General features: G+C 53.0%; 15 protein-coding genes. 11 read left to right on the top strand and 4 right to left on the bottom strand.

Going from position 1 to position 15,068, the window contains the following annotated elements; all coding sequences use genetic code 11:
• The 8 genes from ACYC56_RS06720 to ACYC56_RS06685 all read left to right on the top strand — a co-directional run.
• Positions 1–967: FAD-dependent oxidoreductase (locus ACYC56_RS06720; RefSeq protein WP_461373410.1), on the top strand; the 967-nt coding region annotated here is incomplete at its 5' end.
• Positions 968–982: 15 nt separating this feature from the next.
• Positions 983–1,960: a thiamine pyrophosphate-dependent dehydrogenase E1 component subunit alpha gene (locus tag ACYC56_RS06715; protein WP_461373409.1), complete on the top strand. Its 978-nt coding sequence runs from the start codon at positions 983–985 to the stop codon at positions 1,958–1,960.
• On the top strand, positions 1,944–2,981 hold the full coding sequence (locus ACYC56_RS06710) for an alpha-ketoacid dehydrogenase subunit beta (protein WP_461373408.1): 1,038 nt from the start codon (positions 1,944–1,946) through the stop codon (positions 2,979–2,981). The genes ACYC56_RS06715 and ACYC56_RS06710 overlap by 17 nt, the downstream gene beginning before the upstream one ends.
• A gap of 11 nt (positions 2,982–2,992) precedes the next feature.
• Positions 2,993–4,438, top strand: coding sequence for a dihydrolipoamide acetyltransferase family protein (locus tag ACYC56_RS06705; protein ID WP_461373407.1), 1,446 nt, complete (start codon positions 2,993–2,995; stop codon positions 4,436–4,438).
• On the top strand, positions 4,438–5,157 hold the full coding sequence (gene lipB, locus ACYC56_RS06700) for a lipoyl(octanoyl) transferase LipB (protein WP_461373406.1): 720 nt from the start codon (positions 4,438–4,440) through the stop codon (positions 5,155–5,157). The genes ACYC56_RS06705 and lipB overlap by 1 nt, the downstream gene beginning before the upstream one ends.
• Positions 5,147–6,064, top strand: a complete 918-nt coding sequence (gene lipA / locus ACYC56_RS06695) for a lipoyl synthase (protein ID WP_461373405.1) — start codon at positions 5,147–5,149, stop codon at positions 6,062–6,064. Before lipB ends, lipA begins: the two co-directional genes overlap by 11 nt.
• Before the next feature lie 208 nt (positions 6,065–6,272).
• Entirely contained in the window at positions 6,273–6,497 is a 225-nt protein-coding gene (locus ACYC56_RS06690; RefSeq protein WP_461373404.1) for a DUF2795 domain-containing protein, read from the top strand.
• 162 nt (positions 6,498–6,659) lie between these two features.
• The gene (locus ACYC56_RS06685) at positions 6,660–7,946 is read left to right on the top strand and encodes a class I SAM-dependent RNA methyltransferase (RefSeq protein WP_461373403.1); all 1,287 of its coding nucleotides are present in this window, start codon (positions 6,660–6,662) and stop codon (positions 7,944–7,946) included.
• 7 nt (positions 7,947–7,953) lie between these two features.
• Here the strand turns inward: ACYC56_RS06685 and ACYC56_RS06680 are convergent, their stop codons facing one another.
• Positions 7,954–8,727, bottom strand: coding sequence for a hypothetical protein (locus ACYC56_RS06680; RefSeq protein WP_461373402.1), 774 nt, complete (start codon positions 8,725–8,727; stop codon positions 7,954–7,956).
• Between the two features lie 148 nt (positions 8,728–8,875).
• On the opposite strand from ACYC56_RS06680, the gene ACYC56_RS06675 reads away from it, so the two are divergent.
• Positions 8,876–9,766, top strand: coding sequence for an HhH-GPD family protein (locus ACYC56_RS06675; protein ID WP_461373401.1), 891 nt, complete (start codon positions 8,876–8,878; stop codon positions 9,764–9,766).
• Between the two features lie 47 nt (positions 9,767–9,813).
• Here ACYC56_RS06675 and ACYC56_RS06670 read toward each other — a convergent pair whose 3' ends face one another.
• Positions 9,814–11,370 (bottom strand): MBL fold metallo-hydrolase RNA specificity domain-containing protein, encoded by a 1,557-nt coding sequence (locus ACYC56_RS06670; protein ID WP_461373400.1) that lies wholly within the window; start codon positions 11,368–11,370, stop codon positions 9,814–9,816.
• A gap of 93 nt (positions 11,371–11,463) precedes the next feature.
• On the bottom strand, positions 11,464–11,706 hold the full coding sequence (locus tag ACYC56_RS06665; RefSeq protein WP_461373399.1) for a hypothetical protein: 243 nt from the start codon (positions 11,704–11,706) through the stop codon (positions 11,464–11,466).
• Positions 11,707–12,180: 474 nt separating this feature from the next.
• On the opposite strand from ACYC56_RS06665, the gene ACYC56_RS06660 reads away from it, so the two are divergent.
• Together ACYC56_RS06660 and ACYC56_RS06655 are read left to right on the top strand one after the other, a co-directional pair.
• A complete protein-coding gene (locus ACYC56_RS06660) occupies positions 12,181–13,026 on the top strand; it encodes a CBS domain-containing protein (RefSeq protein ID WP_461373398.1) in 846 nt (281 codons plus the stop codon).
• 164 nt (positions 13,027–13,190) lie between these two features.
• Positions 13,191–14,528 carry an ISNCY family transposase gene (locus tag ACYC56_RS06655; protein WP_461373397.1) on the top strand — a complete coding sequence of 446 codons (1,338 nt, stop codon included), beginning with the start codon at positions 13,191–13,193 and terminating at the stop codon, positions 14,526–14,528.
• A gap of 153 nt (positions 14,529–14,681) precedes the next feature.
• On the opposite strand, the gene ACYC56_RS06650 is transcribed toward ACYC56_RS06655, so the two are convergent.
• A partial coding sequence (locus ACYC56_RS06650) for a sulfite exporter TauE/SafE family protein (protein WP_461373396.1) occupies positions 14,682–15,068 on the bottom strand: 387 nt, incomplete at its 5' end.

The following is a 15,068-nucleotide window of genomic DNA, read 5'->3' as shown; positions in this document are numbered from 1 at the left end:
CGGCTCCCAACCCCTGACCCTCCCCGTGCTTCCCGAAGACGAGACTATCGCCATGAACACGACACAGGCGCTCGAAATAAACGAGGTGCCGAAATCGATAACCATAATCGGCGGCGGCGCATACGGCGTCGAGTTCTCCTCGCTGTTCAGGTCGTTGGGCTCGGAGGTCTCGCTGGTCGAGCGCTCCCCTCGTCTTATCCCCCGCGACGACGCAGACATCTCAAAATACCTGGAACGGGCTTTCAGCAAGCGCGGAATCGCCATACACACAAGCTCAAAGGTCGAGGCCGCCGTGCGTGTCGACAACCGGATTGAGGTCGAGATATCGAAGAACGATGAGGGGCAGACGATCAGATCGGATACATTGCTGGTCACGGCCGGCAGGGTCGGCAACCTTGAGAGTATCGATACCGATTCCCTCGGCATCGATACGAAAGATGGATTCATAAAGACCGGCCCCGACATGAAAACCGGGGCTGATGGAGTTTACGCGGTCGGCGACGTCACCCATAACCCGCAATACGCCAACTTCGCCTTCTCGGAAGGGATTCACGCCGCCGAAACGATTGCCGGCATAAACCCGCCGCCGCTTAACCTGCGGCAGATCCCGATCTATACGTTTGGATATCCCCAACTTGCAAAAGTCGGATATTCGGAGGACGAGGCGAAAGAGGCGGGCTATGATATCGAAACGGTGGGTCTTCCCTTCCAGGTGATATCGCGCTCGGCCATAAATAAAGAGGATATCGGCTTTGCAAAGATGGTTTCCGTAAAAGGCGGTCCGATCATCGGCGTGCACCTTATCGGCCCCGACGTGGTCGATCTCATCCCGGAGGCGATGCTTATCACCAACTGGGAAGCGACCGCCGAGGACGTAGCCCAATTCCTCCATCCCCACCCGACGTTTACCGAGGCGATTGGAGAAGCCGCGCTCAAGCTGGCCGGAAAACCATTGCATTCATTATAGAGACCGGAGGTATATATGCAGGTAAAACCGTTAGAACTGGGAACAAAAGAGTTGATGGACGTTTATTATCTCATGCGTCTCGGGCGCGCGATCGAGGATAGACTCAACCTTCTCTATAAAGGCGGCAGGCTGCCGGGGGCCATCTATCTCGGCGCCGGGCAGGAAGCCATTGAAATCGGCGCCTCCTTTGCCCTCGAGGAAGGCGATATGCTTGCCCCAACCCACCGGGACATGATGTCCCAGCTCCCGAGAGGGATAACCCCCCGGGAAGTGTTCTTACAGCACTACGCGCGTGCAAACAGCATCACGCACGGCAAGGGTGAGGATAACTACCAGGGAGATTTAAGGCGCGGTACCTTTGCCACGGTCAGCATGCTCCCCGATTTTTACCCGGTTGCAGCAGGTGCGGCGCTCGCGTTTAAGCTGCGAAAAGAGCCGCGAATCGCGATGGCCTACTGTGGCGAGGGTGCGGCAAATGTCGGCGACTGGCATGAGGCGCTCAATGTGGCCTCGGTGCAAAACCTACCGGTCGTCTTCGTCGTCATCAACAACGGATACGCCTACTCCACCCCGGTCTATAAAGAGATGAAAGTCGCAAACGTCGCCGACCGAGCGGTCGCCTATGCGATGCCGGGGGTAATCGTCGACGGCAACGACGTCATCGAGTGCTACCAGGAGGCCAAGAAAGCGGTTGAACGGGCCCGTGACGGCGGTGGCCCTACGCTCATCGAAGCCAAAACCATGCGAATGCGCGGCCACGCGGGGCACGACCCCGCCACCTACGTGGCCAAAGATATACTCGACCTCTGGACAAAGCGCGACCCCATCGTTCGCTTTGAAGCCTACCTCACCGAGAAAGGGTTTCTCGACGAGGACTCCAAGAAAGAGGTCATCGACCGGATAAACGCCGTGGTTGAAGATGCGGTGAACTTCGCCGAGGCAAGCCCCTATCCGGAACCGAAGGAGGCGATCGAAGATGTCTACGCCGAGTAACCAGATGCCGGTATCCGGCAACGTAAGCGGCGACGGCCACAGAGAGACAAAAGAGATGCTCTTTATCGACGCGATAACCGAAGCCCTCAGGGAGGAAATGGAGCGCGACCCGAACGTCTTCATGGTCGGCGAAGATATCGGCGCCTACGGTGGTGCGTTTAAAGTCACGAAAGGATTGATAGACCAATTCGGCCCGGAGCGCATCATCGACATGCCTATCGCGGAAGAGGCATTTACCGGGATGGCGGTCGGGGCGGCCCTTATGGGGATGCGCCCGATCGTCGAGTACCAGTACGCCGACTTCATCCACTGCGCCTGGGACCAGATCGTCAATGTCGCGGCCAAGATCCATTACCGCACCCGCGACGCGGTTCCTATGGTCATGCGCGCCCCCTCCGGTGCGGGCTTGCGGGCGGGGCCGTTTCACAGCCAGAGCCCCGAGGGATGGTTCGCCCATGTCCCGGGGCTTAAAGTCATCGTCCCCGGCACCCCGTGGGATGCAAAAGGGCTCTTAAAAGCAGCGATACGGGATAACAACCCGGTCGTCTATTTCGAGCACAAGTACCTGTACCGGCGTCTCAAGGGCCCGGTTCCGGTAGATGACTACGCCAGCCGCATCGGCGTCGCCAAAGTACAGCGCCAGGGCACCGACGTCACCATCGTCACCTATGGCGCGATGCTGCAAATCGCCCTTGCGGCGGCAGATAAAGCCCAGGAAAAAGGCATCTCGGTCGAGGTTCTGGATTTGAGAACCATCTATCCCCTGGATAAGATCCAAATATTGGAGTCTATCGCAAAAACGGGCAAAGCCATCATGCTCTATGAAGACACGCGGACGCTCGGCATCGGCGCAGAGGTCTCGGCAATCATCGCCGAGGAGGGGTTTGAATACCTCGACGGCCCTATTTTGCGGGTTTCCTCCCCGGATGCCCCGATTCCCTATAGCCCACCCCTCGAGGACTATTTCCTCCCCCAGGTGGACGATGTAATGGCCGCAATAGATAAGCTTTCAGCATATTAGAGGTGTTGATTATGACAGTTGCGTTGACGATGCCCCGGCTTGGGGAGACGGTCACTGAAGGGACGATCCTGAAATGGCTCAAGCACGAGGGCGATTTTGTAAATAAAGATGAAAATATCGTCGAAGTCTCGACCGCTAAGGTCGAAACCGAGATACCCTCCCCTGTCAGCGGAAGGGTCGCAAAAATAGTTGCGCCGGAGGACGAGACCGTACCCGTCGGCGCCGAACTTGCATTAATCGATGAAACGGCAACCGGGGCCGGGGCCGCTCCGGCGGCGCCAACCCCGGCCGCTAAGGCCCCGGAACAGCCAGCGCCGGCGGTGGCTATGGCGGCAGGCGCGGAGCAACAAGCAGTACCCATGCCCGCCGCAAAACCGCCTACAGTAGCACCAGCAGTGGGCTTTGTATCGCCGATCGTAAGAAAGCTCGCTCGCGAGCATAATGTTGACCTGTCGCAAGTCACGGGGACCGGGGCCGGGGGCAGGATTACCAAGCAAGACGTTCAGCGCTACATCGATATGCAAAAAGCGGCGGCCCCCGGCGCCCCGAAACCGCCGGTAGCCGAAGCGCCGCCGATCTCTCTTGCCCCCATGCCGTCGGCTGAAGTGTCATCACGGGAGATTCCGGGAATGGCGGCTATGGAAGCCGCAAAACCCGCCGAAGCGCCGGGACCCCCGGAGGCGGAAGCCCAGCCGCAACCGGCGGCGAAAGAAGTCGCGCCCCAAGTTGCCGCCGCCCCCGAATATCCGGACGAGCGCATCATGCCGATGAATATCCTGCGGCGTGAAATCGCCCAGCACATGGTGCGGAGCAAACACGCATCCGCCCATGTCACAGGCATCATTGAAGTCGATATGACCAATGTGGCCAAGCAACGCGACAAGGTAAAAGAGGCCTTTAAGAAACGCGAGGGCTTCTCCCTCACATTCTTGCCCTTTGTCGCAAAGGCGACCATAGATGCGCTTATCCAATTCCCTATGGTCAACGCGCGTATCATCGATGAGCACAACATGGCGCTTCATGACTACGTCAACCTCGGGATCGCAGTATCTGTTGAGAACGGGCTGATCGTACCGGTGGTAAAGCATGCCGAGGAGATGAACCTGATCGGTCTCGCCCACCACATCCACGAGCTGGCGGAAAAAACCCGTGCAGGCAAGCTCACGCTGGATGAGGTAACCGGCTCGACTTTTACGATTACAAACCCCGGCTCGTTTGGATCGCTTATCCAGACGCCGATTATAAACCAGCCGAATGTGGCGATCTTAAGCCTTGAGGGTATACAGAAGCGCCCGATCGTCATCGATGAGGCCATCGCAATCCGCAGCATGGTCTACATGCCGCTTAGCTATGACCACAGGCTGATCGACGGCGCGATGGCGACCCAGTTCCTTAATCGCATAAAAGAAGACCTTGAGACCTGGGATTTCTCCCCCGACCTGGCGAGCGTGATGTAATGTCTGAGATGAAGTGCTTGGTCGCAGAGCTTGGGACAATCGATTATCAGAGCGCGCTCGATTTGCAGATGAACCTGGTGACGATGCGCTCTGAATCAAAGCTGCCGGACGTGCTGCTTCTTTTAGAGCATCCGCATGTCTACACGGTCGGAAGGCGATTCGACTCCTCACACCTCATCCTTACGGAAGAGGAGCTGAAAATGAAGGGCGTAAAGCTTTTTCATTCGGATCGTGGCGGACAGTTGACCTACCATGGTCCGGGGCAACTGGTGGGATATCCGATCATAGAGATCGGCGGCATCTCAATGATCAGGTATTATCTCAGAAATCTCGAAGAGGTCCTGCTGAGAACAGTCCGCGCGTTCGGTATAGACGCCGACAGATTGCCCGGCTATCCCGGCATCTGGTTCGGGCTGGAGAAGCTCGGCGCAATCGGCCTTCGCGTGAGTCGCGGCATAACTAAACACGGCTTTGCCCTTAATGTCTCAACCGATCTTTGCTATTTCGAAGGGATTATCCCCTGCGGGATTCACGATAAAGGCGTTACTTCCATGTCGAAACTACTCGGCCTGGAAGTTCCGCTCGAACTGGTTCGCAATCTTGTGATCGAGAACTTCGGGCATGTGTTCCATTTAGATATGGTCCCGATCCCGGGTGATGAAATCCTCAAAATCGGCTTCGGCGAGACGCCAATCGATAAGGAATATTATGTCAGATAACTACAAACCTATAGTCGAGCCCTATACTGATAGTTATAACAGCTCACAGCGTTATGAGCGGAAACCCCTCCACTTGAAGATTAGAGTTTCGCATGGTCCGAACTACCGGGAGGTAAAACATATCCTTCGGGGGCTGGAACTCCATACGGTCTGTGAGGAAGCAGGCTGTCCCAATATCTATGAGTGCTTTGAAGCCAAAACGGCGACGTTCTTGATACTTGGCGATACCTGCACGCGCAATTGCCGGTTTTGTTTAGTGGGCAGCGGAAAACCCCTCCCGCCCGACCCGGACGAGCCGTCAAACGTCGCCCAAGCTATTGCAACACTGGGGCTCAGCTACGCGGTCATCACGTCGGTAGCAAGGGACGACCTGCCGGACGGCGGGGCCTCGACCTTCGCCGAAGTAATACGGGCGACAAGAAACCTCAATCGGGGTTGCGGTCTAGAGGTATTGGTTCCCGATTTTGGCGGCGATTGGCGAGCGCTGCAAACGGTTATAGATGCCGGACCGGATATCCTCAATCACAACATCGAGACCGTCCCCCGGCTCTACCCCGCCGTGAGGGCGGTCGCACACTATGAACGCTCTTTAAGCCTGCTTAAAACCGCTAAAGGGCTGGGTTTTAAGGGACATACCAAGTCCGGTATTATGGTCGGGCTGGGTGAGGAGAAAGACGAGCTGATCGAAGCCCTGGCGGATTTGCGTCACCATGGATGCGATATCGTGACCATCGGCCAGTATCTGGCCCCGTCCGTATCCCACTTCCCCATCGCGCGATACTACGAGCCGGCGGAGTTCGCAGAGCTTGAAGCAATCGGGAACGAGATGGGCTTCTCGCACGTCGAGTCCGGGCCCCTGGTGAGAAGCTCCTACCACGCCAAAGAGCAGTTCGGGAGGACGAAATAATCCACGTCACGACCTGTTGCCGCTAGCCATGCCGGTAACAGGTGCAACAAAACACCAGCTCATCAGACCGGCTAAGCCCGAATAAACGCGTGACCAGCTCTTTTGCAAACCGTGCACCTCATGTTTTGTTTGTAGTCGACATATCGGGGTAAATTTCACATATGCACAATGCTTCAGCATTGTTCGCATCGAAAGGAGGTCTGCCACGATGATTTACAGCAGTATCGCATCTGCTCTTGAGGGTGTAGACTTCCCTGTTGATAAACGTTCGTTAATCAGCCAGGCAGGCAATCGTAATGTTAATGTTTTTGGGCACACAATGGTTCTACAAGACCTTTTGAATGCGTGCTCGCACGACAGTTTTGATTCGATTCAGGACATCGTTCTTTGTCCTGAGATTGTGGACATCGTGAATAGAGAGAAGGCTGCCTAACAGCACACGCTTAAGGGAAGTCCTCTTGAGCTAAAGGATATGAAGATAAAGGCGCGGGTCGGGACACGCGCCTTTGCCCCTTGCCCTGCGACCCACTTATTACATATGCTGTTATGTGTAAGACTCTTTTAGGTAAGAATATGGTGGCGAGAGGAGGTTTCGATGGCGCAAACCGTACCGCACGAAAACGTCGTATTGCGGGCCGGGCCCCCCGTTTACGGTGGGTATACGCTCGGGCGCACCACGGCCGCCCCGAAGATCATCCTTATACGGGGCGCGATACCGGGCGAACTGGTCGAGGTATCCATCAATGAGGAGAAAAAGGACTACTACCTCGCATCGGTAGAAAACATCATCGAGCCCTCAGAGCACAGAATACAACCGAAATATGCCTCAGCCGAGGCATGCGGCGGCTGTCAGTTTCAGTATATCTCCTACGGCGAACAGGTCGAGATGAAGCAACAGGTTCTCACCGATGCCCTGCGGCGAATCGGCAACGTCATCGTTACCCTGGATACACCCATCATCAGCGAGGACGCTATCTGGAATTATCGCTTCAGGGGACAATTTAAGGTCGAGAACGGTTTGATCGGCTTCTATAAGGAAAAGAGCAACGAGATCATCGATACCGATTATTCCCTTTTAATGATCGAACCCATAAACGAAGCCCTGAAGGGCGTCCGAAGCGCTATGGCGACCCAACCCGAGCTTTTCAGGGATATCCAGGAGATTCAGATATCCTATGGCGATGGCGCTTACGCTTCTGTGAGAGCAAATCCTAGCGCAAAACACGAGCAGCTTTTCTGGGATAGCCTTGCGGAGCTGTTGCTCGAATGTTGTTTTGAGGGGGTATTTGTAAAAACGGGGCGCGAGATGCTCAAGTACGGCCAGCAGTACCTCACCCTTCCCCTGGATGGATTAACGTATACGGCCTCTCCGGTGAGCTTTTTCCAAAGCAACTGGAAACTTAACCAGCAGATGGTCGATTTTATCAAGGAGAGATTTCAGCCCCTCAGTGGGAAACGGGTGCTCGATCTGTTCTCAGGCGCCGGAAACTTTACCCTTCCGCTCGCGCAGGATGCGGATGAGGTCATCGCCGTTGAAGAGAACCCCCTTGCAGTTGAGGATGGCAAAAGAAACCTGCGGTTAAACCGTGTACATAACATGCGGTTTTACCGGGCTTCGGCGGAGGCCTATGATATAAGCAAGTACAGCCCGTTTGATATCGTTATCGTCGACCCACCTCGAGCCGGTCTCTCGTCAAGAATCGTCGAGAACCTGCTGCAGGCGCATCCCAACACCATCGTTTACATCTCATGCAACCCATCCACCCTGGCCAGGGATATAAAGCGGCTTGCGGGTACCTATAAGATCGAGTCGATTCGCCTGGTCGACCTCTTCCCCCAGACCTACCATATCGAGACACTGGCATTTCTGACTATGGCTTAGAAACTTGCTACTTGATCGGATCACCCGTCACGGTGCCTTTAAATCTCCCGCCATTCGGGATATCGATATAGACGGTCGCGCCGACTATATTCATGCTGAAAGCCACTTTGTCGGTTGCGGATTTTTGGTCCGAATACTTGGCATGCTCGCCACCGATGGCCTTGGCCTCAATATTAAGCTTGCCCATACCGTTCATCTCCATATAGCCAAAGCTATAGAAATCGGGGTTCGCAACGGCCTTATCTTCTTCGGTCGGCTCGGGTAATGTTGCGGTTGTCTTTGTTTTCGACGGGGGTACCAGCGTTGCCGGGGTAAAGTCGCTATCGACAGAACCGTGGCTCGCCGCGCCCTTCCGCGCATCGGCAAAGGTTATGATTTTAAACGTAAAGTTCTTGGCATCCCCTTTTCCATCAACGCCGCCCATCGTCTTAATAATTGACTGCGGTAGTCCTTTGAGCTTGCTGAAATCTGATTTCACGGTGAAGTGCGCGGTTCCCTTGTAGAAACCCGTGGGGTCGGTACCGCCGGCCTTTGTGGCCGTAAACTGCAGCGAGTAATCGATCGGCAAGCCCTGTGTCTCGATGGTGTGCTTGTCGTTTACGTTGATAGTCCAGTTGGCATTGACCTCTTTTGACTTCTCGGTCGTTGCCGGGGCTTTCGCCTGTTTGCCATCCTTACCGTTTTCATTGCACCCGGTCACGGCAAAAACGCCGAGAATAAGCAGGAGCGCCAGTAGAAATGCGGATAGTTTTAATGCAGGTAGTTTTTCTGGTACGATCATTCTTCCTCCCTAATAGCTTTTGTTTTGTTGTGATGCCTGGATTCTTGATGGTTCCCTTATCGCATTTACCTCATTCTAACCGATTGGGGACCTACCTTCCACTTGGTTATCTTCGATATAAAACGCGATTTGTTATGTTTCTGCCTTTATGGCACACTTAAAAGCTGTGAGCACTGAGCAGTACAAAGCGTTAGAGGAACATGTCATAGAGCGATTCAACAAAGAGGGCGCAACGGATGCGGTATTCGAGTTTTTCCGCGAATTCATCTGGGCCTATTATGCAGAGTGCGGCCGCGTCCTCCCCTGGCGCGAAACGAATGACCCCTACAGGATTCTGATCTCGGAGGTTATGCTGCAGCAAACCCAGGTGCCTCGCGTTCTGGAGAAGTACCGGCAGTTTCTGGCCCTGTTTCCGAGTTTCGAGGCACTTGCCGATGCCCCGCTTCGTGACGTGCTGGAAGTATGGCAGGGGCTCGGGTATAACCGGCGGGCTGTCGCGCTTAAGAACACCGCCGAGAAGGTCGTTGCTGGATTTGACGGCAAGCTGCCGGCAAATATCGAGACATTAAAGACATTGCCCGGCATCGGCCCTGCAACCGCCTCCGCCATCCGCGCGTTCGCGTTCAACCAGCCAACGGTCTTTATCGAGACGAACATCCGCGCGGTCTATATCCATTTCTTCTTCCATGACGAGGTAGATGTTAAGGATAAAGAGTTGCTCCCGTTTATCGACGCAACGGTTGACCGGGAGAACCCCCGTGAGTGGTATTACGCCTTGATGGATTACGGCGTGCTGCTTAAGAAAACCGGGGGTAACCCCAGCAGGAAGAGCGCGCATCATAAGGCACAATCGCCATACGAGGGGTCAAATAGAAAGCTGCGGGCAGATACGTTAAGAGTTGTGTTGCGACGCGGGGTCGCGGGCATCGAAGATGTGGCCGATGATGTCGGTATTTCAATCGAGCACGCCCGTACTGTGCTGAACGAGCTGGTAAGGGAGGGTTTTGCTAAAGAAGCCCACGGCAAATATGAGGTATAACAAGGTATGGTAAGTGCCAAGTCAAGCGGATGTTCCTGGTGACTAAGCTAGCGCAGTATTATCTCCTGGCCATCCCTCGCCTGGATTATGTCGAAGTCGCTGCCAAGTTCATCCACGAAAAGCTGGCGGTTTTCTGTATGTATCGGAACAACGATCTCGGGCTCGATTTCCCTGACAATATCCATCAACTCGGGGCCGGAGATATGGCCCGATGAGTGGTACCCTTCGATAAAATCGACATCCGAAAACCCGCCGGTATCGCTCCCGGGCAGCTTAAAGCCGATAGGATCGAGCTTAAAGAGCCGCAACCAGTTACTGAGACGCCAGGTGTTGATCTGCATCTCCTCCGAAAACGCTTCGCATGATGAGTAGATATACGCCCCGCTCGCCGGTGCGATGTCAATCAGGTGGCTGATATCCCAGAAGCTAAACGCAAGAATGTAATCGCCTTGGGATGAGCGGATGGCGGAGGCGTTTATGTATTTGCCGGCGTACATTTGCTGGATGAAATCCCTCTCCCACAGCCTCTCGGCACCCCTGACTTCTTCGAAAATCAGAATAGTGGTATCGGAGAGTACATCGGGGATGCTCGGGTCTGCCTGATGCATGGCATACAACAGAAACGCATCCTTGGCGGTAATCACCAGTCGCCTGCCGACTTGCCGTGCGATATCGCGAAACGTAATGAGCCGCTCGATATTGCGCGGACCAAAATCCGCCACCACAAGCTTGCCCTTGTAATCATCAAAAATCGAGAGGCAATTCGTAAGGACATCGGCCTCCGTTTTTTTGGTCTTTCCGTTGGCGTTCGTGCCTTCTACGATAAGCACCCTGGGTTTCAATGATTTGGCCTGCTTCACAAATTCGCGCGTAAGGTGCCCGTTGTTGCCGTGTAGGCGCAGGTCACCCGAGTAAACAACCCACCCGGCATCGGTCTTGAAGGAAAACGCCGTTGCGCCGAGGATAGAGTGATCAACCGGATAAGCATGATACTCTACCCCGTTGATGGTCGATGCGGCCGCTTCAAGCGGCGGGCCTACGATTTTGCTGCTGCTGAAGCTTTGCAACCAAAATTGGTTGAGTGTTTTGACATCCCCTTGACCGGTGACGACAACATTCCGCAGCTCCTTCGGGCACCTTGGAACCGATTTTATCACCCCATTCGCACACTGGCGAGGTGATATATACGCGATCTCTTTATCGAACGTCGACTGCCCGCAATCCTGAATCGCCTTCATAATAACCGCGGTCATCCCCGAGGCGTAGACGGGGATAGTAGGCTTTAGTAGGCTAATGTGCCCGGTATGGTCCATATGCGCGTGGCTGACCAGGAGGGCATCTATGGGAAGGCTTTTGGCGTTTGGTATCGCAAACCCATCGGGATGAAGGTCATCCCTGTAGAGGTTCGATATGCGCGGGATTAAGTCGAGCGCAAGAAGATCGCAGATACCGCGTGTGCCGCGTGGCTGCAGGAATTCTTCGTAATACCGGCCAAACGTCGAGTAGTTAAGGCCAAAATCGAGTAGGAACCCCACACCACCGGTCTCTAGATGGATCTTGTTTCCGCCTATGCAGTTGGCCCCATCGAGGACAGTAAGCTTCACCTTTGCAGCCTTTGGTTGTGGTATTGATGTATAGGTTGATTATACTAGAGGCGGCGTTGGGGTTAAAGGATATGGTGGGGAGAGCTACTGCTGTTAGCTAATCTTCAGAATATCTTTAATGCGATCAATTTCCCGGCGATTCTTATCAACATCGGCCTCGACCCTTTTTACATACTCAAAGGTAAAGACCCGTTCCTGGTCCATACGCCGTACTATCGTTATTATCTCATCCAAGCGATTATAGATTTCATTTTGCGCCTGCCGGAATTCATCGTTTGATACGAGATTCTCGAGGTCGCTCTTGGTCGCTATATATTTTAAAATATTCTCATCCATGCGCTTCTCCTGTAGTTCCTGCTGCCTCTAATATACCCGGTGTAACGATCTGCTTATAATGTTATGCTACAATATCAACTAATTTAACGCTTAATCTACGAGTTGTCAACTAATTACGCTTTTGTGCTTTTAGTCCTATACGTAGTGATTTATAAACATGGCTCAGTAACCAGAATTTTAACCCTTTGCAGCTCCCCAGATCGGGCAATTTTCGAACTCGTATAAACACCTCGAGAGATTATTTCCTCCAAGTGATTAATCAACTTAATAAATGATAGTAAGGTGCCCATGCGGGAAGGATAACCTTGAGCGCTTAGGGCAGGACTTTTTCGAACTTGTTGCCATTGGGCTTCTATAAAAGCATGTCCGTCTTAGCCTGCCGGTGGGTACTTTTTACCGCAGGATGTTTTATAGGTAAACAAACATGTATATTGCAAAAGATTATCACCTACTTAGATAGGGTAAAATAGCAACATGGGCTTGCTAAATAGACGAAATTCTATTTATCCCCGCGAATCTGCTGGGAACTATATCGAGGAATTCATTCCTACAGCGACACCCGACGACACAGCATCTAGCGTACTCCAAAGGCTAGCAGAGTCTACCAGGGGGTGGGACTCCCTTACGTACATCTATGTGCTCGATAATAACCAAAAGCCGGTTGGGATGGCTACGATTGAGAAATTATATGCTGCATCACCAACGGACACTATGTCTGAGATCATGCGCACAGATATCAAGATGGTGACTCCTTACGTTGACCAAGAAGAAGTGGTCATTACGTCGATAGCAAATAACTTAGATGCGGTACCCGTTGTTGACTCTGAAGGAAAGTTCATAGGCGCAATCGACCACGATAGCATACTCGCGATTCTTCATTATGAGAATGTTGAGGACTATCTGCACTTATCCGGTATCCATGCTGTGCCACCGATTGTTGACATAGTAAAAGCACGCACATCAGAGCTTGTGCGTTTGCGTATCCCCTGGCTTATCCTCGGGCTCATCGGTGGTATGTTTGCACCCATTGTCGTTGATTTTTTTGAGCAAACACTTCAGAAAGAACTTGCTCTTGCATTTTTTATCCCTGCCATTGTTTATATGAGCGATGCGGTCGGCACCCAAACAGAGACGATTTTTATCCGCAGCCTATCCTTAGAAGCCTTTAGCGTCAGAAAATATGTCTTGCGCGAAGCTCTTATTGGATTGTCGCTGGCATCTATCCTCTCAATACTGATCTTTATCTTCGCTACAGTGTACTTACAGTCGATTAAGGTGGCTGCAATAGTTGGTCTTGCCATGTTAGCTAGTTCCCCCTGAAAAAGTCGGGTAACTAATGATAAGTTTTTAGGCCAAAACAATAGGAATTCCCAGCTCAGATGACGAATCTATACTTTGAGAGAAGATAGATAACAACCTAAGAAAGGAATTCCTATGACACCTATTGTGACCGAAGTGAGAGCCTCCGGCAAGGGGGTGCGCACATGTTAAGAATAGAGGCGACCGTACAGATGAATCTGTGTGAGGCACTCTTGCCGCGGCAGGTGTTTGAACTAAATGAAGAGTTGACAGGGGTCGATGTGCTGCTGGATGACGAGGCTATTGTAGCGCCGTTTGTAGAGAAGTTCGCCGAGCGAAACGGCAGGCCCACGCTCCCTGTTCAAACATACCTTCGCCTCATGTATTTAAAGTTTCGCTACCAGCTCGGCTACGAGGCGTTGGTAAACGAAGTATCTGATTCCCTGATGTGGAGAACGTTTTGCCGCATACCGTTGGATGCAAAAGTGCCCGATGCCACCACCTTGATTAAGCTTACGCACAAATACGGGAACACAACCATTGAGGCGCTCAACGAAGCGTTGGTAGTAAGAGCAGTCGGCGAGAAGGCCGTGCGTGGCCGCAAACTTCGAGTGGACACCACCGCGGTGGAATCTGATATCGGCTATCCGACAGATGCTGACCTTCTTGCCAAGGGCGTGCGCATGGTTACACGGGAGGCGAAAAAGCTTGCACAAAAAAACGGGGGTTGCCTCACACTTCATGATCGCACCCGCTCTGTTAAATACCGCCTTCTTGATATAGCCAAACACCTAAAGAGAAGAAGCGGCGATAAGATAGCCGAGGTACGAGCGATCACGAGAAAGATAGCCAAAACGGCGGCTGGCGTGGTGGCAGAAGCAGAAGAGATTCTTAAAAGCAGTATACCTGCCGGCCGGCCCGCACAGCGCAAACTTAAAGGTGCGGTTGAGCTGCTCAAGAGAATCATCGAGCAGACGCAAAAAGTTGAGGCGGGTGAACTCAATATCAAAGGGCGTATCGTCTCTTTAGCGGATGAGGATGCCCGCCCCATTCGTCGGGGTAAACGAGAGACCGAGTTTGGCTACAAAGTGATTCTAACCGAAACAGAGGAGCACATCATCATCGACCATGATTGCCTTATTGGCAATCCGAGCGATGAGACCCTGCTTGAAGATACCCTTCTTCGGTCGAAGAAGAAGCTGGGCCGAGCCCCTCGCTCAGTGGCAACTGACCGTGGGTTTGGTAGCAGCGCCAATGATGCCATGTGCGCCGGCCTCGGTATCAAAAGGATCAGCATTCCCAGAAAAGGCAAACTCGGCAAGAAACGAAAAGAGTACCAGAGACAAAGCTGGTTCAAGAGGTTGCAAAGGTTTAGAGCCGGTGGTGAAGCCACCATCAGTTTGCTAAAGCGAAAATATGGCCTTAAGAGGACACGCCTCAGAGGACGCGCTGGGGCAAAGATATGGGTTGGATGGAGTATTCTGACCTATAACTTAAGGAGACTGACAGCTTTACAGAGTTGATCGGATAAAGATCAAGAAAAACGATGCAGCTTAGCAAAAATTATCGCTAAGTTGCATAGGATATAGTGCTTTTTTAAAGGTATTTTTCAGGGGGAACTAGCTACTTTTCTTAGCTCTTACTATATCACTGGAATCCCTCGTAGAGGGAACCGGCTAAAAACCGAAGAACATCCGTGCCTCGAACACGGCGAAGTAGAGCGCGACCACAAACAAGAAGATGCCGAAAAGCCGTCGCAAGAGGTCTTCGGGTAAACCGATTGCGACCTTTGAGCCTACGAAGGCGCCGGGGATGATTCCTATCGCCAGGAGAAGCGCAAGAACCGGATTGACGTGACCCAGATAATAATGGGTAATCGCGCTTGGGATCGAGTACGCTATAATCGCAAAAAGCGAAGTGCCGAGTGCGGTTTTCATATCCTTTTTGAAGATGATGGTAAGGGCCGGTACCAGCAAGAATCCCCCGCCCAGCCCTAAGAAACCCGAGAAAAACCCGGTAACAAAACCGGTGAGCGAGGCGGCGAGCGGAAGTTTTTCGTCCGG

This window comes from Candidatus Aquicultor sp., from assembly GCF_054640775.1.
This window is presented reverse-complemented; position numbering and strand designations above follow the sequence as displayed.